This is a genomic window from Novosphingobium sp. SG720 (assembly GCF_012275365.1).
Classification (GTDB): Bacteria; Pseudomonadota; Alphaproteobacteria; order Sphingomonadales; family Sphingomonadaceae; genus Novosphingobium; species Novosphingobium rhizosphaerae.
In genome coordinates, this window is record NZ_JAAZQN010000004.1 from 78674 (window position 1) to 99302 (window position 20629).

The window sequence follows — 20629 nt, forward strand, 5'->3', positions numbered from 1 at the left end:
TCCGCGTCGGGCGATGTAACGACCCTCAGCCCTTTTTGTTTCCATCCTTGTCGGCCGGGGCGTTTTCCGAGTTTGCCGGCCAGACCTTGCCCCCGCCCACCCAGGTTTCGCGCACTTTGGTGCGGCGGATCGCATCGGGCGTGGCGGTCAGCGGATCGGTATCGACCAGGATGAAATCGGCGCGCAGGCCAGGGGCCAACCGGCCGATACGGCCTTCGGCAAAGCCGGCATAGGCGCCGCCCGTGGTATAGGCCGCCAGGGCCTGGGCCGGGGTGACCACTTCCTGTGGCTGCCAGCCACCGGCTGGCTGGCCATCGGGACCCTGGCGGCTGATCGCGGCGGCAAGGCCGGCAAAGGGATCGGGCAGCTCCACCGGCGCGTCAGACCCGAACGCCAGCTTGCCGCCGGCCTTGGCAATGGATTGCCAGGCATAGGCGCCGGCCAGCCGCTGCGGGCCCAGCCGCGCCTCGGCCATCAGGCGATCGGATGTTTCGTGCACCGGTTGCATCGAGGCGATCACCCCGTTGCGGCCAAAGCGCGCGATATCGACCGGATCGACGATCTGCGCATGTTCCACCCGCCAGCGCCGATCGCCCTTGTAGGTGGCGGAAAGGTCCTCGATCGAAGCGAGCACAGCGGCATTGGCCGCGTCACCAATGGCGTGGACCGCAACCTGGAACCCGTCCATCGCCGCCCGGCTCATCAGGTTGCCCAACTGGGTGTCATTCATCCGGGGCAGGCCGCGCGTGCCCGGCGCATCGGCATAAGGTGCCTTGAGCCAGGCCCCGCGCGAACCCAGCGCGCCGTCCATGAACAGCTTGACCCCGCCCAGGCGCAAGCGATCGGCGTAGAGCCAGGGCGTGGGTTCGCCCCCGGCGATCAGCGCCATCTGATCGGTGCCCATGGCATAGGCCATGATCCGCACATAGAGCTGGTTCTTGTCACCCGCCCGGCGGAAGGCCTGCCAATCCTCGATGCTCGTGCCCATGTCGGCCACCGCGGTCACGCCGCGCTGGAACAGCAGCGATTGCGCCTTGGCCAGCGCGGCATCGCGATCGGCCGCGCGGGGAGCGGGCAGGCGCGGGGTGAGCAGGCCCATGGCTGCGTCGACCAACACGCCGGCGGGCGTGCCATCCGGGCGCCGGTCGATCGCGCCGCCATCGGGCGCCTTGCTGGCGGCGGTGATCCCGGCGGCCTTGAGCGCGGCGCTGTTGGCCCAACCTGCATGGCCATCCACGCGTTCGAGCCACACCGGCCGATCCCCCACCACCGAATCGAGTTCGGCTGCGGTGGGATAGCGGCTCTGGCCCGCGCCATCCTTGAGGCCCCATTGCTCCTGGTTCCAGCCGCGGCCGGTGATCCAGGTGCGATCGGGGTGCGCGGCGGCATAGGCGCGGATCGCGTCGAGCGCCTCTGCCAGCGAATGCGTCTCCGACAGGTCCAGGGTGAGCGCGGCCAGCCCGATGTCCATGATATGGACGTGGGCGTCGATCAGGCCGGGCAGGATCACCTGGCCCTGGCCATCGACGTGATAGCCAAAGCCCTTCTTGGGCAGTTTGTCACCGGGGTGGAAAACCTGGCGGATCGTGCCTGAACGGTCGAACAGCAGGCCGATGACCTGCTCCACCTGGCCATCGGCGCCGATGGTTTCGCCGTGGACATTGTCCACCAGCGTATCCGTGGATGGGGCCTGGGCAGCCTGTGCCAGGCCGGGCAGGGCACAGCTGGCCAGAAGCGCGGCGAGTGCCGCCAGCGAGGCGCGGCTCATGCCGGTTTCTGCCCGCGCAGCGGCAGGCGGCGGATCAGTGCGCTGGTATCCTGGCGCCCGCCGCCCAAGGCCTGCACATCGGCATAGAACTGGTCGATCAGCGCCGTGGTCGGCACGCTTGCGCCCAAGCCGCGCGCTTCCTCGATGGCCAGGCCCAGGTCCTTGCGCATCCAGTCCACGGCAAAGCCGAAGTCGAACGAATCGTCGGCCATGGTGTCCCAGCGGTTGTCCATCTGCCAGGATTGCGCCGCACCGCCCGAAATCGCCTCGAACACTTTGCCAAGGTCGAGATGCGCGGCCTGGGCAAAGCGCATGGCTTCGGAAAGGCCGGCGATCGTCGCCGCCAGGCACATCTGGTTGACCATCTTGGTGGTCTGCCCGGCGCCCGATTTGCCCACGTGGACCACGCGCTTGGCATAGGCGGAAAGGATCGGGCGGGCCGCGGCGATCGCCTTGTCGCTGCCCCCGCACATGATCGACAGCGTGCCGTTTTCCGCGCCCGATTGCCCGCCGGTGACGGGCGCGTCGACGCACAGGAGTTCCTTGTCACGTCCCTCAACGGCAATCTGCCGGGCAATGCGGGCCGAAACCGTGGTGTGGTCGATCAGCACGGCGCCGGGCTTGAGCGTGGCGAATGCGCCCTGCGGGCTCAGGACCACGTCGGCCAGGTCATCGTCGTTGCCCACGCAGGTGATCACGGCGTCCACGCCTTCGGCCGCTTCGGCCGGGCTGTTGGCCACGCGCGCGGCCAGGCCGGGATTGGCGGCCAGCCAGGCTTCGCGCCGGGCGTCGCTGCGGTTGAATACGGTCAGGCGGTGGCCGGCCTGGCCCAGGTGCCGGGCAATCGGCCCACCCATGGTGCCAAGGCCGATGCAGGCGATGGAAAGTGATTGCGTCATGGCCCATGTGTTTAGCCGGTTTGCGCAGGCGCGCCAGCCCTCCCTTGGGGCTCGTCCCGGCACGCGGAAACGGTTTCTTTGCGCAGCCCTTTGTATTAGGGGCAGCATCCATGGAAAACCTTGTCCACAAGCTCGCCCAGCAGCCGGCGCATGCCCAGCTGTCCCTTGCCGACGTGCACGCGGCGGCCGGGCGAATTATGGGCAAGGTGGTGCGCACCCCCACGCTGCATAGCCAGACGCTCAGCCGGATCACCGGCGCCGAGATCTACCTCAAGTTCGAAAACCTGCAATTCACCGCCGCCTACAAGGAACGCGGCGCGCTCAATGCCCTTCTCCTCCTGTCCGAAGAACAGCGCGCGCGCGGCGTGATCGCGGCGTCGGCCGGCAACCATGCCCAGGGCCTGTCGTATCACGGCACGCGGCTGGGCGTGCCGGTCACGATCGTCATGCCCCGCACGACGCCGGCGGTGAAGATCATGCAGACCGAAAGCGTCGGCGGCAATGTCGTGCTCGAAGGGGAAACCTTCGACGATGCCTATGCCCATGCCCGCCTGCTCGAGGTGGAGCGCGGGCTGACCTTCGTGCATCCATTCGATGATCCCGCCGTTGCGGCCGGGCAGGGGACGGTGGCGCTGGAAATGCTGACCGACGTGCCCGAGATCGACATGCTGGCCGTGCCGATCGGCGGGGGCGGGCTGTTGACCGGCATGGGAACGGCCGCGCGCGCGATGAAGCCGGGCATTGGCCTGGTGGGCGTGCAGGCGGCGCTGTTCCCGTCGATGTACGATAAGCTCAAGCACCAGACGCTGCCCTGCGGCGGGGATACCCTGGCCGAAGGCATCGCCGTCAAGGAACCGGGCAAGTTCACCTCGGCGGTGCTCGAAACCCTGCTCGACGATATCGTGCTGGTCGATGAAGCCGCGCTCGAATCGGCGGTGGCCCTGCTGCTGCAGATCGAAAAGACCGTGGTCGAAGGCGCCGGCGCGGCCGGGCTTGCCGCCGTGATCGCCAACCGGCGCATGTTCGAAGGGCGCAAGGTGGGCATCGTGCTGACCGGCGGCAACATCGACACGCGCCTGCTTGCCAACGTGCTGCTGCGCGATCTGGCCCGTTCGGGCCGGCTGGGCCGGCTGCGCATCGTGCTGCAGGATCGCCCTGGTGCGCTCTACAGCGTGGTGGAAGAGTTCAACCGCCACCAGGTCAACATCCTGGAAGTGTGGCACCAGCGCATCTTTACCTCGCTGCCGGCCAAGGGGCTGACGGCCGAGATCGAATGCGAGGCGCGCAACCGTGAGCAGATCGACCTGCTGGTGCGTTCGCTGCGCGACCGCGGCTATGACGTGACCCAGGTGGAACTGGCCTGACGCACCGCCGGCCTCACCCGCGGCCGGCTTGAATCCGTTAACCCGTGCCGGGCAGGCTGTCCTGCCTTGGCACGGGATCGGACGACCCCGTGAAAATCAGCACCGAAATGACGGCGCAGGCTTGTCGGTCAATCGGCTTTCGTGGTTAACACGCTTTAACCCAGGGCCATGCCGGGGCACGGCTATGGGCAAGACGCGCGCCGGATGGTCCGGCTTCGCGACAAGGAACTGCTCTTCGCCGTGACAGCGCCTGTCCGCTTCCCTCGCTTCTTCGTCACCAGCCCGGCCGCGTGCCCCTATCTGCCCGGCCGGCAGGAACGCAAGGTCTTCACCGAGTTGAAGGGGCCTGGCGCCGAGGAGCTCAACGATGCGCTGAGCCGCATCGGTTTCCGGCGCAGCCAGACGGTGGCCTATCGGCCATCGTGCGTCGATTGCACGGCCTGCGTGTCGGTGCGGGTGGTGGCGGGGGCCTTTCGCCCATCGGCCACACAACGGCGCGATCTGCGCCGCAATGGCGATCTTGTGGTGACAGCGTGTAAACCGTGGTCCACTGCGGAACAATTCGATCTGCTTCGGCGTTATCTCGCTGCCCGGCATCCGGGCGGCGGCATGGCCACCATGGACGAGATGGATTTCGCGGACATGGTGGAACATACGTCGGTGAAAAGTTATGTGATCGAATGCAGGGAGCCCACTGCCGATGGCAGCCCGGGCAAACTGGTGGGGGCCTGCCTGACCGATCAGCAGGGTGATGGGCTCTCGATGGTCTACAGTTTTTACGATCCACATCACGAAACGCGCGGCGGGCTTGGAAACTTCATCATTCTCGATCACATCCTCCACGCACAGAGGATCGGCCTGCCCTATGTCTACCTCGGCTATTGGGTCGAGGGATCGGCACGGATGCAGTACAAGATCCGCTATCGCCCGATGGAGCGTCTTGGCCGCGATGGCTGGTGTGCATTCGAGCCTGAGGCGCAAGCCCAGGCCATCGATCGCCTGGGGCAAACCGATGGTGCCGATGGCCTGCCGACCAAGCCCGAGCTTTCTGCCCAGCCTGTCAGCGCCAGCGTGGCGCAAGGGTTTCCTCCACTCTGACGTCTTCGGGCCATCCAACCTGGCGCGCGCGCTTGCCGCGCTGGGGGTCGGTCTGGGGGCCGTTCTCGGGCCGCTGCCCGCACTGGGCCAGTCGCGCGATGCCGATCCTGCGCTTGAAGCGCTGATCCCCGATTCCGCGATCGACAACCCGCAGGCCTGGGCACGCGACACCGATGCCGCCCGCGCGGCGGTGCCCGATGTTTCCACCCTGATCAGCCCTGATCCGCTGCCGGCGCTGCCCGCCATGCCGGGCATCACGCTCGATTGGCCCGACCAAGCCGATCTGCCCGCAATCGAGCCGCTCACGCCCGATCCTGATATCGCCGATGCCCAGCAGCAGGCCAAGGCCGCAGGGGCCGCGCTGGAAACCGATGATTCGGCCCAAGGCGTGCGGATTGCCAATGCTGCCCTGGTGCGCGTGGCAGACCAGGTCGTGCTCGCGTTTCCCACCGACACGCAAATTCCCGATCGCGATGCCATCGTCGCGCGGTTCAAGGGCCTTTCGGCGCTGGCCACGCTCAAGGACGATGAAGACAACCTGGCGCAGCTGACCCGTCGCGCCAAGAGCGACGCCGAACTGCTGCAGCAGGTGCTGCGCGTCTATGGCTATTACGATCCGGGTGTGACGCAGACGATCGAGCGGCCCGCTACGCCCGGAACCACAACGCCGGCGGCCACCGCCCAGGAAACGGCGAGCAGCAGTGCCGCGACCGGCGCAGCAGCGCCGGCCAAGGCCGAAACCGCCGAGGAGGCCCGCGCCCGGCGTCAGGCAAATCTCGCCAAGTCGGTGGTCCGCTTCGACATTCAGCCCGGGCCGCAATACCGCTTTGCCCATATCGCGCTGGGCGATGTGATGGCCGCAAGCGACAGCGCCAATCTGCGCGCCGCGTTCCACCTCAACATCGGCGATCCGATCAACAGCGACAAGATCCTCACCGAAAAGGACAGCCTCAACAAGGAACTGGGCGAGCGCGGCTATGCCTTTGCCAGCGTGGGCGAACCCGATCTGGTGATCGACCACGAACCGCGCACCGGAGACCTCACCGTGCCGGTGACCACCGGCGGCAAGTACCGCTTTGGCCACGTCAACAGCAATCTGCCGGCCTACCTGAGTTCCCGCCACCTGGAGCGGATTGCCCGCTTCCGCCCCGGCGACATGTACCAGCGCAGCGACATGGACGACCTGCGCGAGGGTATTCTGGCCACCAGCCTGGTGTCCACCGCAACGGTCAAGGCCCGCGAAGTCACGCCGCCTGCCAATGGGCAGCCCGGGGTGGTGGACGTGGACGTGGATCTGACCAAGGCACCGCAGCGCACGCTGGCGGGCCTGATCGGTTATTCCAGCGGGGAAGGCGCGCGGTTGGAAGGCAGCTGGGAACACCGCAATTTCTTCCCGCCCGAAGGGATGATCAAGTTTCGCGGCGTGCTCGGCACGCAAGAGCAGCTGGCCGGTTTCACCTTCCGCCGCAACAATTTCCACGAGCGGGACCAGGTTCTTACCGCCGATCTCTATGCCCAGACCATCCAGGTTCGCGCCTATGACGCCAACACCATTTCGGCGACGGCAAGCCTGGAAAAGCAATCCACGCTGATCTTCCAGAAGCCGTGGACCTATTCGTTCGGCATCCAGTTGATCGGGACGCAGGAAACCACCAGCACCACCCCGCGCACCACGTATTTCATCGCCGCCCTGCCGCTGCGCGGGGCCTATGATGCCAGCGACAGCCTGCTCGATCCCACCCGGGGTTGGCGCCTGTCGCTGCGCGTCTCGCCCGAGCTGTCCACCACCGACGGCACCAAGTCGAGCTATGTGAAGACGCAAGTGGATGCCAGCATCTATCAGCGCATCAGCAGCAGCGTGGTCCTGGCCGCGCGCACGCGACTGGGGGCGATTGCCGGCACCACGCTCGACAATATCGCGCCGTCGCGGCGGTTCTATGCCGGTGGTGGCGCATCGGTGCGTGGCTATGCCTATCAGCGGGTGGGACCGCTCGATTCCGCCGGGGAGCCGACCGGTGGCCGCTCGTTGAGCGAATTCTCGCTGGAAGCGCGCGTGAAGACGGGTCTGTTTGGCGGCGCGGTGGGTCTGGTGCCCTTCGTCGATGCCGGCACCGTGGGACCAACCGCCACGCCCACGCTGTCCGGCTTGCGCCTGGGCGCGGGCCTGGGCTTGCGTTACCAGACCAACTTCGGCCCGATCCGTATCGACGTGGGCACGCCCATCAATCCGCGTCCGGGCGATAGCCGCCTGGGTGTCTATATCGCGCTGGGGCAAGCCTTCTGATGGCGCAGGAACCACAGGATACCCCGCCGGCACCAACGCCGGCGGATCAGCCCGCCGCGGCCCGCAGCGCCCCGCAAGGCCATTGGACCGCGCGCTGGGCCCGTCGCCTTGTCACCGCGCTGCTCTTGCTCGCGGCCGGGCTTGGGGCGCTGTTCCTTATTCTGGATTCGGCCATCGGCCATCGCTTCGTGATCGATCGCATTGCCCAGGTCACGCCGGGATCGGGCCTGCGCGTGAAGATCGGGCGGATCGACGGTTCGCTGTTCGGCGCGTCCACCCTGCGCGACGTGGTGATCAGCGATCCCAAGGGCCGCTTCATGACAGTGCCCGAGGTAGAGCTGGACTGGCGGCCGCTCTCGTGGCTGCACAGCGGCCTCGATATCCGCACCCTCGTCTTTCATCGCGGCACCTTGTGGCGCACGCCCAAGATGAACCCCGGCGATCCCAACGCGCCGGTGCTGCCCGATTTCAACATCCGCATCGATCGTTTTGCCCTGGAAGACCTGACGATTGCCAAGGGCATCGTCGGCGATCGGCGGCGGATCGACGTGAAGGCTCGCGCCGACATTCGCAACGGGCGCGCCCTGGTCGACGTGACGGGCAAGCTGGGGGGCCGCGACCGCCTGATCGTGCACCTCGACAGTGAGCCCGATCGCGATCGCTTCGAACTGGCCGGGCTCTATGATGCCCCCAAGGATGGCCTGCTCGCCGGGCTTTCGGGCCTGCGCCGCGATGTGCACATGCGCGTGGCGGGGCGCGGCAGTTTTGCCGATTGGCACGGCTTTGGCTGGGCGCAACAGGGTGGCAAGACCCTGGCGGCCTTCCTGCTCGACAACCGCAGCGGCACTTATCGCCTGGCTGGCCAGGTGTTCCCGGCCGATCTGGTCAAGGGCACGGCGGCGGCTGCTGCCGGTGGCAAGGTCTCGCTCGTCTATCAGGGCACTTTCGCGCAAAGCCGTGCCCAGGGCACCGCCTTTGCCGTTACGCCAACTCTGCGCGCCATGGCGCAGGGCGGCCTCGATCTCGCCAACAACCAGGCCCAGGCGATCAAGGTCAAGGCCCAGGTGCTTCACCCGGAAAAGCTGCTGCCCGATCCGCAGGTGGAAGGCGTGGCGCTATCGGGCACACTGGATGGCGCGTTCAACGATCTTTCCTTCGAACACCTCGTCACCGTGAAAAGCCTGCGTTCGGGCCAGATCACCGCGCAGGGGCTGCGGACTGCCGGCACCGCGCACTGGGATGGCAAGGCGCTGGTCCTGCCGCTCGACGTGACGGCGCAGGTCTTGCGCAGCGGCCAGGCCATGGTTGACCAGCATCTTGGCGGTGCCCGGCTTCAAGGCGATCTGGTGATGCGCGGCAATGCCTTGTCGGCCGATCCGCTGGCCCTGCATCTCAAGGGCCTGGACGCGCGGCTGACCTTGCGCGGCGACATGGCGCGCGGCGGCTATGCCCTGGCCGGGCCGATCGTGGCGCGTGGCTTTGCCGTGCCCGATGTTGGCACGCTGGACGGCACGGCCAAAGTGCTGATCAAGGTGGGCGATCGCCTGCCGTGGTCGATCCAGGCCAATGCCGCCGGGCGCCTGTCGCGCCTGAGCAACGCTACGCTGGCCAATCTGGCGGGTGGCGACGTGCGCTTTTCGGGCAGTGCGCGGATGGGCGGCGCCATTCCGCTCACCTTGCGCAAGGTATCGGTCAACGCCCCCAAGCTGACGCTGACCATGGACGGCCAGGTAGGCCAGGATGGCACCGCCAGCGTCGTCGGCCAGGGCCGTTCCACCGATTATGGTCCGTTCACCGTCAACGCTCGCCTCGCCAAGGATGGCCCGCACGCGGAACTGGTGTTTGCCAGCCCGCTGCCGGCGGCCGGCCTCAAGGATGTGCGCGTGGGGATCAGCCCGATTCCCGATGGCCTGGGCATCACCGCCCAGGGCCAATCGCGCCTGGGGCCGTTCAACGGTTCAATGGGCCTGTTTTCGCCCAAGGACGGGCCCACGCGGCTACAGATTCAGTTTTTGCGCGTGTGGCAGACCGATGTGACCGGTGGCCTGGTGCTGGCCAATGGCGGCGTGAGCGGCGATCTGGCGCTGAAAGGCGGCGGGCTTGATGGCACGATCCACCTGGCGCCACAGGATGGCGGGCAGATGGTCAAGGCCTTGATCCTGGCGCGCAATGCCCGCTTTGGCGGGGATACGCCGCTGGCCATCGGCAGCGCCAAGATCGACGTGGATGGCCTGTTTGCCAAAGGCAACAGCACCGTGACGGCCAATGTTACCGCGCAGGGGCTTTCGGCGGGCAAAGTGTTCATCGGGCGCCTGGCGGCCAGCGCCGCGCTGGTCAACGGTTCGGGCAGCGTCACCGCGTCGATCGCGGGGCGGCGTGGCACGCAGTTCGCGCTGCAGGGCACCGCTGCGTTCGAGCCTGACAAGGTCGTCGCCTATGTCGCGGGCAACTATGCCGGCCGCACGGTCGACATGCCGCGCCGCATGGTGATGGAACGCGAGGGCGAAGGCTGGAAGCTGCAACCCACCCAAGTGACATTCGGCCGCGGCATCGTGATTGCCGAGGGCCATATCCTGGGCGGGCCGACCAAGATCGATCTGAAAGTGGCGCGCATGCCGCTTTCGGTGCTGGATATCGCGGTGGCCGATCTCGGGCTGGGCGGCATCGCCTCGGGGCTGATTGATTACAGCGACGATGGCACCGGCGCGCCGCAGGGCCATGTGGCCATCCAGGTGCGCAACTTCTCACGCTCTGGCCTGGTGCTCACGTCGCACCCGGTCGATCTCTACCTGATCGGCCAACTCGATGCGGCATCGTTGCAGACGCGCGCCGTGGTCAAGGATGGCGGCGCGGTGCGCGGCCGCCTGCAGGCCGCGATTGCCGATCTGCCGCGCGGCGGCACGCTGACCGAACGCCTGCGCGGCGGCAAGCTCAACGCGCAGGTGCGCTATAGCGGCCCAGCCGAAGCGCTGTGGCGCCTGTCGGCGGTGGAGGCGTTCGATTTCACCGGGCCGTTGGGCGCGGTGGCCAATGTCAGCGGCACGATCGATGCGCCCGTCCTCAACGGCGCTCTGGCGGGCAAGGGGCTGCGCTTGCGTTCGTCCCTGATCGGCGCGGACGTCCAGAATGTCGAGGCGACCGGCAGCTTCGATGCCTCGCACCTTTCGCTCCAGCATTTCACCGGCACCACCAGCAATGGGGGCAAAGTGGAAGGCAGCGGCACGATCGACCTTTCGGCGATTGCCACCAAGGGCGTGGGCATCGACCTGCGCCTGGCGGCAAGCAACGCGCAGTTGATCCGGCGCGACGACATGTCGGCCACGGTCACCGGGCCGCTGCGCGTGATCAGCAGCGGCAACGGCGGCACGATCGCCGGGCGCGTGCGCATCGACCAGGCCAGTTGGGCCCTGGGCAAGGCAAGCGCGGCGGCAGACCTGCCCACGATCAAGACGCGCGAAATCAATGCCCCCGCCGATGCTGCGCCAGCCAAGGTGCCCTCGGCGCCGTGGCAGTTCATGATCGATGCGGTGGCCGCCAATCGCGTGGCGGTGCGCGGCATGGGGCTGGACAGCGAATGGGGGGCCGATATCCGCCTGCGCGGCACCACTGCCGCGCCCGAGATTACCGGCACGGCCGAAGTGATCCGCGGCAGTTATGAATTCGCCGGCAAGCGGTTCGATCTCACGCGCGGCAAGATCCGCTTCACTGGTACCACTCCGATCGATCCGCAGCTCGATATCGTCGCCACCGGCGATGCCAATGGCGTGACCGCCACAATCACCATTTCCGGCACGGCGGCGCACACCTCCATCGCGTTCAGTTCCACCCCGGCCTTGCCCGAGGAAGAGCTGCTCAGCCGCCTGCTGTTCGGCACCTCGATCACGCAGATTTCGGCACCGGAAGCGGTGCAGCTTGCCTCGGCGCTGGCAAGCCTGCGCGGCGGCGGCGGGGGCGATCCGATCAACAAGGTGCGCAGCGCGATCGGGCTGGATCGCCTGCGTATCGTGGGGGCCGACGCCACCACCGGGCGCGGCACGTCGATCGCCGTGGGCAAGTATCTGGGGCGGCGGTTCTATCTGGAACTGGTGACCGACGGACGCGGGTACAACGCCACGTCGATCGAATTCCGCATCACCCGCTGGCTGGCCCTGCTCGGCACGATCTCCACGATCGGCGATGAACAGGTCAGCGTGAAGGCCAGCAAGGATTATTGATCGGGAAGGATCAGCGTGAAACGGCGGCAGGGCGCAGGCGCCTTGCCGCCAGGCCCTGGGCCAGGGTAAGCAAGGTGGCGCGCTTGCGCACCAAGACGAGCGCGGTCGTGGCGACAAGGGCGCCGATCACCATATCGATGAGGTAATGCGATCCTTCGATCGGGGTGGCCGCCAGCAGCATCAGGTTGAGCGGCACGATCAGCAGCCGCAGCGGCACGATGCGCCAGGAAAACGCGATGAACAGCACGCCGCACACGGTGTGGAAGCTCGGCGCGGAGACCACGCCGGTGACCGTGCCCAGATCGATCCCGCCCAAGGCATGGGCGCGCAGCGTGGCGATCACCGTGCCCTGGTCCAATCCGTTGCTCGGGGCATAGGGCACCGCCCCGTGCCACAAGTGCGCCAGGGCACCGCGCGCCGGAAACAGCGGGAACAGCGCCAGCGTGATCACCGCAGCCAGCCAGAAGGTCAGCAGGAATTCGCGCGCCTGGGCACGCTCGCCATTCCAGGCGTGCCAGATCAGGATGGCCCAGGGATAAAGGAATACCGCATCATAGGCCGCCGATCCGGTATATTGCAGCACCGGATGGCTGACCACGAGGCGGTAGAGCGAAAGCCAGTCGAAATGCAGCGCGGTGTCCCAGCGTTGCAGCATGTCGTCGCAAAACCCGCGGGACAGGGCCGCCACTTGATAGCTGGCCACACCGCCCAGCACGCCGATGGCAATCAGCACCAGGCCATATTCGCACAAGTCCCGCATCCGGGCCTGCAAGGGCGTTGCCGCGCGCGCACAGCGGCGCCAGGTCTCCAGCAAGGCGCACACGGCCAGCACCAGCACGGCAAAGGCCGGGCTTGCCACCATCACCGGCAGGCGATTGGCCACCATCATCGCCATGACGGCGAGGGCCGAAGCGGCGACCAGCGCCCACAGCCAGCGATCCGCCACAGGCGCGCGGCGCGCCGGTGCAGGCAGCGTTTCCCCGATCATCGAACGGCGCGGGTGGGGCAGGTCGGCGGCGAGAGGGGCGATTGGCACCACGTGCAATGGGGTGGGTGCAGGCGGCTGGGCCGGGGACCGGGGCAGGACAGTATCATTGCAAGGCTCTCGTTCGAATTGCTGGCGCATCAGGCCTGGTCCCTTGTGGTCTGTCGCGCCGCCGGAGACAGGAAGCGGATGGGCGCTGTCGCTAGGCTGAACCGCGCCGGAGTTTGTCCCACCACATCGCCATCGGCCTGGATCGGCACGCGCTGCGCCCCGTCGATAGTCACGGCTTGTGCCGCAAAGCGTTGCCAGGCCGGATCGGCAAAGCGCGGGCTGATCATCGCGCTCAAGGCCAGGCGAATGATGTCGCGGCGGCGCGCGCGGGGCAGCAGCACCACGCGCAATTCGCGTCGGCGCAGGTCTGCCTGGGGATCGAGAGTCCAGGGGCCGGCGTAAAACCGCCCTTTCAACACGAACACCGCCTCGGCCGCGTGCGCGACGCCGTCGATCGTCACGCGCAGGGCCGGGCGTGGCCAGCGCCAGGCTTGCGCGATCGCCGCCAGGGCATAGGCAGCGCGCCCCCAGCGTTTTTTGGCGGCTGGCGTCACGCGGGCCACCACCGCGCTGTCGGGCCCGGCCGAGGCGCAGCACAGGAACGGCGCACCATCGAGCAGGCCCAGGTAATGCGGCGTGCCCGGCGCACCGGCGGCGAGTGCTGCAAGGAGGGCATCGGGCTGCGCCGTGCAGCCGGCTTCGCGGGCGATCAGGTTGACCGTGCCGGCCGGCAGCAGCGCATGGCGCAGTGGCGCGGCGTCAGTGCCGGCCAGCCCCGCTTCCACCACCATGCGGGCGGTGCCGTCTCCGCCCACGATGCACACCACGTCGGCGGGCTGGTGCTGCGGCGCGCCGGCATAGTCCAGGCTATCGACCAGCAGGGTTGGGTAGCCGGCGCTTTCCAGCGCGGCTTGCCAGCGCGCCAGCGTGCGCGCGCAGAAATGCCCGGCATGGGGATTATAGACCAGCGCAACCGTGGGCCGCGCAGCCGGCGTGGGGGCATCAGGCGGGGCGAAGGAACAGGACGCCACGGCGTGTCGTGCCGGGGCGCGATCAGCCATCGGCTGTCCCGCCGGTCCGGCCAAGCCGTCGATTTACGCGTACCAACCCCAACCTCCAATCGTCCCCGGCGCGGTGCATTAGCTTTTTGGCGTTGTCATAACAACGTCGTTTGCAGCCAGGCCGGATATGGCGGTGTCAGAACGGGATAGGCACGCGCTTGCGTGCGTTGGTCAGATCAGCAGGATGTCGCCGGCGACCAGGGCGGGATGGCCGGTGAGCACCGCAAGTTCGATCGCCGCCCCGGCGCCCGAACCATCGGCATCGTAGGATAGCACCCCGGTGGACTGGTCATAGATCAGGTGCTGGTCGGGCGTGGTGGCAACCGGCCCCAGTGCCAGTTCCCCGGCGGTCAAGGCGCCGGCCGCGTGCCCGGCAAAGGCGGTGAATATGCTGCGGCGAATCTCGATCGAATCCTGCCCGGCGGTGAAGTCGGTGATGGTGTCGCGACGGGCGGTCGTTTCCATCACGTCGAAGCGGAAGCGGTCGTTGCCGGTGCCGCCGGTCATCGTATCGGCCCCGGCGCTGCCCACCAGCAGATCGTTGCCCGCCCCGCCATCGAGCACGTCGTTGCCGTTGCCGCCGACCAGGTAATTGTTGCCGCTGCCGCCGGTGAGGTGATCGGCAAAGGACGAGCCACCCAGGTTCTCGATCGAATTGAGCGTATCGGTGCCCGCACCGATGGTATCCTGCGCGGTGGTGATCGCCAGGCTGACGGTAACGCCGGCAGCGGCCCCGGCATAGCTGGCCGTATCGCTGCCATCGCCGCCATAGAGGCGGTCATCGCCGGCCCCGCCAACCAACGTATCGGTGCCCGATCCGCCGTTGAGCTTGTCCGCCCCGTCGCCGCCCAGCAGCTTGTCATTGTAGAACGTGCCATTGAGCACATCGGGCGCGGCGCTGCCGGTGATCGTGACGCTGCCGCTTGGGGTCTGCACGGTATCGACATGCAGGGCGATGCCACCATCGGTATCGCCCAGTTCAGCCGCGTGGGTTTGCCATACCGAGGCCAACGACCCATCGGCAAGGCCAGCCAGCGCGGATGGCAGATCTGAATTGATCGCGTCTGCGCTCAGCTTGAACGCACTGCCAGCTTTGGCCCCGGTAGAATAGAACAATTGGACCATAACCCATGCCGGGCCGCTGTCATTCCATGCGATCGCAAATCCGCCGTTCGCCATGGGAGTGATGGCCGGCATCACAGCGTCGGATGCGCTATCAGTGGTGCTCACCAGGATTTCCGTGCCCAGCCTCGCTCCGCTCGCATTGAACAACTGGGCCTTGATCGCGGTCAGCGAGTCGTCCACGCCAGTTCTGTCCTGCCAGGAAACCACAAACGTGCCGTTGGCAAGGCGGGCAACGACGGCGTGATCCTGGTTTCCCGGGGCATGGGTGTTGACCTGGAACTCATTCCCCAGCTTTACGCCGCTGCTGGAAAAAACCTGAGCTTTCACGGCTGTGCCGTCAGTGTCCGCCTGGGTGGCGCTGCTGTCATTCCAGGTGATCACGAAGCCGCCCTTGGCCAGTGTCGCGATGGCCGGGTCCGCTTGGTTGCCATTGGTGGCGGTGTTGACCGCGATTTCTGCACCCACCTTATTGCCGCTGGCATCGAACAACTGGGCGCGGACAGCGGTTCCGCTGCTGTCGGCGCCGGCATAGGCCTCCCAGGTGGCGACAAAGCCGCCGTCGGCAAGTGTGGCGATCGCTGCCTTGCGTGGCGATCCGGCAAGCGATGGGGTTGCGGCGAGGGAAAAGGCATCGCCCACTAGCGTGCCGTTTGCGGTGATCAACTGCGCCTTGATGGTACGGTTGGCATCTGTCCACGCCAGAACAATGTTACCGCCCGCCAGTTGGGCCATCGTCACGCCGTTGTCGGTTGACGGTCCTACACCCAATGTAGCTACCGTGATTTCGCTGCCGACTCGACTGCCATCGGCTGCCAAGAATTGCGCGCGCAGGTCCAGCGTATTGCTATCCACCCAAGCGGCAATCATGCCGTCGGTGGTGGCGGCCAGCGTGGGTCCGATCTGCTCGCCCGGGGTTTCGGCGTTGACCCGTACTAGCGCGGTTCGCGTAGTGTGGACCATTGAATCAAACACATCGCTCACTGTCACGGCGATGGCTTGCGTGTCGGTGTAAGTGCCGTCGCGCGCCGACACAATCACGTCGTAAACCCCGTTGCGGTTGGCATCGGTCGGGTTTTCAAAGTCGGGCGAAGACTTGAATGAAAGCACGCCGGTGGTGGCGTTGATCTGAAACAGCGCGGCGTCTGCGCCGCCGGCCAGGGCATAGCGGATCGTGGTGCCTGGATCGGCATCGGTGGCGGTGACGGTGGTGACCACGGTGTTGTTCTCTGCAATCACCACGCTGGCCGTAGCGTCGGCGCCGTTCGAGGTGATCATCGGATCGTGGCCCACCACCGTGAAGACTTGGCCCTTGACCGCGATCGAGGTGTCTCCTGGGGTTGTCCCACCCTGGTTATAGTCCGTCCAACTCACCATGAAACCGCCATCGGCAAGCCCGGTAACCACGGGATCGTAGAGCGGCCAGGTGGTCAAACCGGTCACCGCGATTTCGGCGCCATCGGCATGGCCCAGCGCATCAAAGGCTCGGGCGGTGATCGCGTTGCCCCCGCTTAGCTGCTTGTCGTACACGATGACAAAGCCGCCGTTGGCCAGTGCCGCAATCGTAGGCCATTCTGGCATATAGATGCCCGCGGGCGTGCTCACCGCCAGTTCGGCCCCGACCTTGGCACCGCCAGCATCGAACACCTGAGCCAGGATGCGGGGGGTGTTGTCGGCCGGACCGTAGCCGTCCCAGCTTTCCCAAGCCACGACATAGCCGCCATTGGCCAACGCGGTGACAGTGGATTTGGTCTGGTAATAATAGGTCGAGGTGTTGACGATCATCTCGCCGCCGATCGGGGTGCCATTCGCGGCATAGAGCTGGGCCTTGATGCCGGCCATATCGCCATCGGCGGTCGTGGTGTCGGGGTAGGGGTTTTCGAGCGTTGCCTCGATCGGACTGTCCGTCCAGGTGATCACGAACGTGCCATTGGCCAGCCCAGTGACATGGGCATCGGCCTGGCTACCTATGATCTGGGTATTGACCAGGAATTCTCCGCCGACCTTGGCACCATTGGCGTCATAGATGCGGGCTTTGACCGCCGCCTCGCTGGTATCGGCGCCGGTACCGGAAATCGCACCGGCGGTGTCGGTCCAGGTGATGACATAACCACCGCCCGCCAGCGAGGCGACGGACGGTTGGAACTGGTCGCTGACTGTTCGGGCGTTGATGCGAATTTCGCTGCCCACTTCGGCGCCGGTAGCATCGAAAATCTGCGCCTTGATCGCCTTGCCGCTGGTATCGCCACCGGCGCCGCCCACGCCTGCGCTGGCATCGGTCCAGGTGACGATAAAGCCGCCATTGGCAAGGGAAGCGATCGTTGGCAGGGTCTGGCCGCCGCTGGTGGCGGTGTTGATCAGGAATTCGCTGCCCAGCTTGCTGCCGTTGGCGGCCAGGATCTGGCCCTTGATCGCGTTGTCGCTGGTATCGCCGGTGGCACCGCCCACGCCCTTGCTCAGATCGGTCCAGACCACGACCACGCGGCCATCGGCCAGCGTGGCGATGGCAGGTTGGTTCTGGATATTGGTGGTGGCGGTGGGAATCAGAAATGCCGTGCCCTGCTTGCCGTATACCGTCATCGCGCACTCCTGCCCGAAAGGCCGCCCACAGCCCAACCGCCCCGGTGCCGCGCGGAAAACCGGGCACAGGGCGATCAGGCTGGGCAACACCGAACTATTTGTAAGAGCCTAAGTAACAACACGTAACGATGAGGGTGGCAAGCCCAATCGGCATCGGTCCGGCGTGGTACAGCCACGGGTGGCGGGCTGGATAGCCATCACCATGCAAGAAGGAGGGCTGGATGCGGCCGGTGGGGATCGAATCTGCGCCGCGTTGCGGCTTGGACCGCAAATCTGGCTGGGGCGGCAGGATTCGAACCTGCGAATGCCGGTACCAAAAACCGGTGCCTTACCACTTGGCGACGCCCCAGCAGAGCGCGCGCTTATAGCGGGCGAAACGCGAATGAAAAGAGGGTAGCTGGGGATAACTTGCCGCGGGCATTCCCCCTCCCGCATGGGAAGGGGGAATGCCCGCAAACGGGATTGCGGGGCGGCTGGCGCTGCTCAGAATCCCTTGACGATGCCCTTGAGCTTTTCGGGGGGCAGCGTCGCGAAATCGGCCGCGCTGTGGCGCTCGGCCAGGCCCTTGCCGCTGTTGACGAGGCGGCCGCGCAGCACGCCGGGGCGCTGGTCGATCTCACCCACCCAGCGGCCGACATGCTCGTATTCGTGCATCGACAGGAACGTGGCGGCCTCGCCATAGGCTTCGCCGCGATAGAGGTTGCCCATCCAGGTATAGGCGGCAATGTCGGCGATGGTGTATTCGTCTCCGCCCAGGAAACGGCTTTCGGCCAGGCGGCGATTGGCCACGTCGAACAGGCGCTTGGTTTCCATGGCATAACGATCGATCGCATAGGCGATCTTGACCGGTGCATAGTTGTAGAAATGGCCAAACCCGCCGCCCATGAACGGGGCCGAGCCGATCTGCCAGAACAGCCAGGAAAGGCATTCGGCCCGCGCCGGGTTGGCAGTGGGCAGGAACATCCCGAACTTCTCAGCCAGGTGCATCAGGATCGCGCCGGATTCGAACACGCGGAACGGTTCGGGGCCGCTGCGATCGACCAGGGCAGGGATCTTGGAATTGGGATTGATATCGACAAAGCCGGACGAGAATTGGTCGCCATCCATGATCTTGATCAGCCAGGCATCGTATTCCGCCTCGGCAACGCCGGCTTCCAGCAGTTCTTCCAGCAGGATCGTGGCCTTCTGGCCATTGGGCGTGCCGAGCGAATAGAGCTGGAACGGATGCGCGCCCACCGGCAGGTCCTTGTCGTGCGTGGGGCCGGCGATCGGTCGGTTGACGCTGGCAAAGGCGCCGCCGTTGGCCTTGTCCCAGGTCCAGACCTTGGGCGGAGTATATTCTTCGGACATGGTCGTTCCTCTGCAACGGTTGATTATGTGCGGTCGATTGTTAGCCTGCCTATCATTCTGGCGGGGCATGGGGGGAACCGCAAGACATGTTGTGGCGTTGGCCCGATGGAGAGGCCTAGCCCAGCATGAGGAAAGCCGTTTTGCCAGAACCGGGCAAGTGCCAACTGGTCTATGTGGATGAAAGCATTCCCGGCATCACCCGGCGCCGCGCTGGCCGGGGCTGGTGCTACCGCGATCACGCCGGGCAGCGCATCACCGATCGGGACGAGATCGACCGGCTCAATGCCGTGGCCCTGCCGCCGGCCTATCGCGATGCCTGGTTCTGCCCGCTGCCCCATGGGCACATCCTGGCCACCGGCGTGGATGCGCGCGGGCGCAAGCAATATCGTTATCACCCCGATTTCCGCGCCGCGCGCGAGGCGGAAAAGTTCGACGGGTGCGCTGCATTCGGCGCCCTGCTGCCCAAAGTGCGGGCGCGCGTGGAAGCGGCGCTGTCGGGGCGGGCGTTGAGCGAGGAGCGCTGTATCGCCTGCGTGGTGCGCCTGCTCGATACCGGCGCGATCCGCATCGGCAACGAAGCCTATGCCCGCGCCAATGCCAGCTTTGGTGCCACCACGCTGCGCATGCGGCATGTGGAACTCAAGGGCCAAAGCCTGCGCCTGCGCTTTCGCGCCAAATCGGGCATCGAGCGCGACATGCGCCTGACCGATCGCGCGCTCGCCCGCTTCGTGCGGCGCATGCAGGATCTGCCGGGGCAGCACCTGTTTCAATACCTGAACGACGATGGCACCGCCTGCCCGGTGGGTTCGGCCGACGTCAACGCCTGGCTGCGCGCGGCGACCGGCGCACCGATCACTGCCAAGCATTTTCGCACCTGGCACGCCAGCGTGCTGGCCTTCGCCGCGCTGGCCCACGCGCAGGAAAACGTGCCGCTCAAGGCCTTGCTTGCGCTGGTGTCGGATCGGCTGGGCAACACGCCCACGATCGCGCGCAAAAGCTATATCCACCCCGCCGTGCTGGCCCTGGTGCCCGGCCAGGCCGAATGGCGCGCCGGCCTGCGCCTGCCGCGCGCCACGCGCTGGCTCAGCCGCGAGGAGCGCGGGCTGCTGGACCTGCTGGCCGAGTAAGCGCTCAGCCCAGCCGCGCCAGCGTGGGCACCAGCGCGTCGAAGTGATCGATCACCGCGTCGGCGCCCAACAGCGGCGGGGGCAGGTCGTGGAACCCAAAGCTCACCGCCACCACCGGCAACCCGGCGGCGCGCGCGGCGCCCACGTCGAACGTGGTGTCACCCACGAAAGCGGCACGGCCGCCGCCGCAGCGCGCCACCATTTCCTGCAGCATGTCGGGTGCGGGCTTGGCCTTGCCCGGGCCCAGTGTATCGCCACCGATGATCGTTGCAAAACGCGCCGAAAGGCCCAGTTCGTCCAGCAACTGGCGCGCGAATGCCTCGCGCTTGTTGGTGGCCACGGCCAATGTCACCCCGCGTGCGGCCAGGGCATCGAGCATGGCTTCGCCGCCGGGATAGAGGCGCGAATGCACCGCGATCGCATCGCCGTAATAGCCGAACAGCACGTCTTGCAGCGGGGGGAACTCCGCCTCGTCATAGCCGCCGGTTTCGGCCAGCGCGGCGCGCAGCATTTGCCCCGATCCACCGCCGATGAAACGGCGCACCACGTCGAGTGGGAAGGTGGGCCGCCCGGCGTGTTCCAGCGTGCGGTTGAGCGCGTTGCCCAGGTCTGCGGCGGTGTCGCACAGCGTCCCGTCGAGATCGAACCCGACGACTGAAAATGGAAAATCGGTCATGTGCAACGCCAGTGCCCACCCGTTCTGGAAACTGCAAGCATTAGCTGGCA

Annotated in this window: 12 protein-coding genes and 1 tRNA gene; 5 read left to right on the forward strand and 8 right to left on the reverse strand. The window is 66.7% G+C overall.

Annotation, left to right across the window (positions count from 1 at the left end):
• Positions 1 to 25: 25 nt before the first annotated feature.
• Together FHW94_RS14975 and FHW94_RS14980 are read right to left on the reverse strand one after the other, a co-directional pair.
• Positions 26 to 1768, reverse strand: a complete 1743-nt coding sequence (locus FHW94_RS14975) for an amidohydrolase (protein WP_168556656.1) — start codon at positions 1766 to 1768, stop codon at positions 26 to 28.
• Positions 1765 to 2667, reverse strand: a complete 903-nt coding sequence (locus tag FHW94_RS14980; RefSeq protein WP_168556657.1) for an NAD(P)-dependent oxidoreductase — start codon at positions 2665 to 2667, stop codon at positions 1765 to 1767. Before FHW94_RS14980 ends, FHW94_RS14975 begins: the two co-directional genes overlap by 4 nt.
• A gap of 110 nt (positions 2668 to 2777) precedes the next feature.
• Between FHW94_RS14980 and FHW94_RS14985 the strand changes: the two genes are divergently transcribed.
• The 4 genes from FHW94_RS14985 to FHW94_RS15000 all read left to right on the forward strand — a co-directional run bounded on the left by FHW94_RS14985 (position 2778) and on the right by FHW94_RS15000 (position 11627).
• Complete coding sequence (locus FHW94_RS14985; protein WP_168556658.1) at positions 2778 to 4031, forward strand: threonine ammonia-lyase; 1254 nt, start codon at positions 2778 to 2780, stop codon at positions 4029 to 4031.
• Positions 4032 to 4271: 240 nt separating this feature from the next.
• A complete protein-coding gene (locus FHW94_RS14990) occupies positions 4272 to 5129 on the forward strand; it encodes an arginyltransferase (protein ID WP_168556659.1) in 858 nt (285 codons plus the stop codon).
• Positions 5053 to 7413 (forward strand): BamA/TamA family outer membrane protein, encoded by a 2361-nt coding sequence (locus FHW94_RS14995; RefSeq protein ID WP_246866168.1) that lies wholly within the window; start codon positions 5053 to 5055, stop codon positions 7411 to 7413. Before FHW94_RS14990 ends, FHW94_RS14995 begins: the two co-directional genes overlap by 77 nt.
• Positions 7413 to 11627 (forward strand): translocation/assembly module TamB domain-containing protein, encoded by a 4215-nt coding sequence (locus FHW94_RS15000; RefSeq protein ID WP_168556660.1) that lies wholly within the window; start codon positions 7413 to 7415, stop codon positions 11625 to 11627. Before FHW94_RS14995 ends, FHW94_RS15000 begins: the two co-directional genes overlap by 1 nt.
• A gap of 10 nt (positions 11628 to 11637) precedes the next feature.
• Here FHW94_RS15000 and FHW94_RS23720 read toward each other — a convergent pair whose 3' ends face one another.
• The 5 genes from FHW94_RS23720 to yghU form a co-directional block, all read right to left on the reverse strand.
• Entirely contained in the window at positions 11638 to 12663 is a 1026-nt protein-coding gene (locus FHW94_RS23720) for a phosphatase PAP2 family protein (protein WP_168556661.1), read from the reverse strand.
• A gap of 89 nt (positions 12664 to 12752) precedes the next feature.
• The gene (locus FHW94_RS15010; RefSeq protein WP_168556662.1) at positions 12753 to 13724 is read right to left on the reverse strand and encodes a diacylglycerol kinase family protein; all 972 of its coding nucleotides are present in this window, start codon (positions 13722 to 13724) and stop codon (positions 12753 to 12755) included.
• A gap of 171 nt (positions 13725 to 13895) precedes the next feature.
• A complete protein-coding gene (locus tag FHW94_RS15015) occupies positions 13896 to 17426 on the reverse strand; it encodes a cadherin domain-containing protein (protein ID WP_168556663.1) in 3531 nt (1176 codons plus the stop codon).
• Between the two features lie 274 nt (positions 17427 to 17700).
• Positions 17701 to 17775 (reverse strand) — tRNA-Gln (locus FHW94_RS15020).
• A gap of 134 nt (positions 17776 to 17909) precedes the next feature.
• Positions 17910 to 18776, reverse strand: a complete 867-nt coding sequence (yghU, locus tag FHW94_RS15025) for a glutathione-dependent disulfide-bond oxidoreductase (protein WP_168556664.1) — start codon at positions 18774 to 18776, stop codon at positions 17910 to 17912.
• A gap of 125 nt (positions 18777 to 18901) precedes the next feature.
• On the opposite strand from yghU, the gene FHW94_RS15030 reads away from it, so the two are divergent.
• The gene (locus FHW94_RS15030; RefSeq protein WP_168556665.1) at positions 18902 to 19903 is read left to right on the forward strand and encodes a DNA topoisomerase IB; all 1002 of its coding nucleotides are present in this window, start codon (positions 18902 to 18904) and stop codon (positions 19901 to 19903) included.
• 4 nt (positions 19904 to 19907) lie between these two features.
• Here the strand turns inward: FHW94_RS15030 and FHW94_RS15035 are convergent, their stop codons facing one another.
• Positions 19908 to 20579, reverse strand: a complete 672-nt coding sequence (locus tag FHW94_RS15035; protein WP_168556666.1) for an HAD-IA family hydrolase — start codon at positions 20577 to 20579, stop codon at positions 19908 to 19910.
• Positions 20580 to 20629: the final 50 nt, after the last annotated feature.

Bases quoted from the DNA above. Each gene is read 5' to 3' on its own strand.
- FHW94_RS14975 (WP_168556656.1), bottom strand. From the start codon at position 1,768: ATGAGCCGCGCCTCGCTGGCGGCACTCGCCGCGCTTCTGGCCAGCTGT.
- FHW94_RS14980 (WP_168556657.1), bottom strand. From the start codon at position 2,667: ATGACGCAATCACTTTCCATCGCCTGCATCGGCCTTGGCACCATGGGT.
- FHW94_RS14985 (WP_168556658.1), top strand. From the start codon at position 2,778: ATGGAAAACCTTGTCCACAAGCTCGCCCAGCAGCCGGCGCATGCCCAG.
- FHW94_RS14995 (WP_246866168.1), top strand. From the start codon at position 5,053: ATGGCCTGCCGACCAAGCCCGAGCTTTCTGCCCAGCCTGTCAGCGCCA.
- FHW94_RS15000 (WP_168556660.1), top strand. From the start codon at position 7,413: ATGGCGCAGGAACCACAGGATACCCCGCCGGCACCAACGCCGGCGGAT.
- FHW94_RS15010 (WP_168556662.1), bottom strand. From the start codon at position 13,724: ATGGCTGATCGCGCCCCGGCACGACACGCCGTGGCGTCCTGTTCCTTC.
- FHW94_RS15015 (WP_168556663.1), bottom strand. From the start codon at position 17,426: ATGACGGTATACGGCAAGCAGGGCACGGCATTTCTGATTCCCACCGCC.
- yghU (WP_168556664.1), bottom strand. From the start codon at position 18,776: ATGTCCGAAGAATATACTCCGCCCAAGGTCTGGACCTGGGACAAGGCC.
- FHW94_RS15030 (WP_168556665.1), top strand. From the start codon at position 18,902: ATGAGGAAAGCCGTTTTGCCAGAACCGGGCAAGTGCCAACTGGTCTAT.
- FHW94_RS15035 (WP_168556666.1), bottom strand. From the start codon at position 20,579: ATGACCGATTTTCCATTTTCAGTCGTCGGGTTCGATCTCGACGGGACG.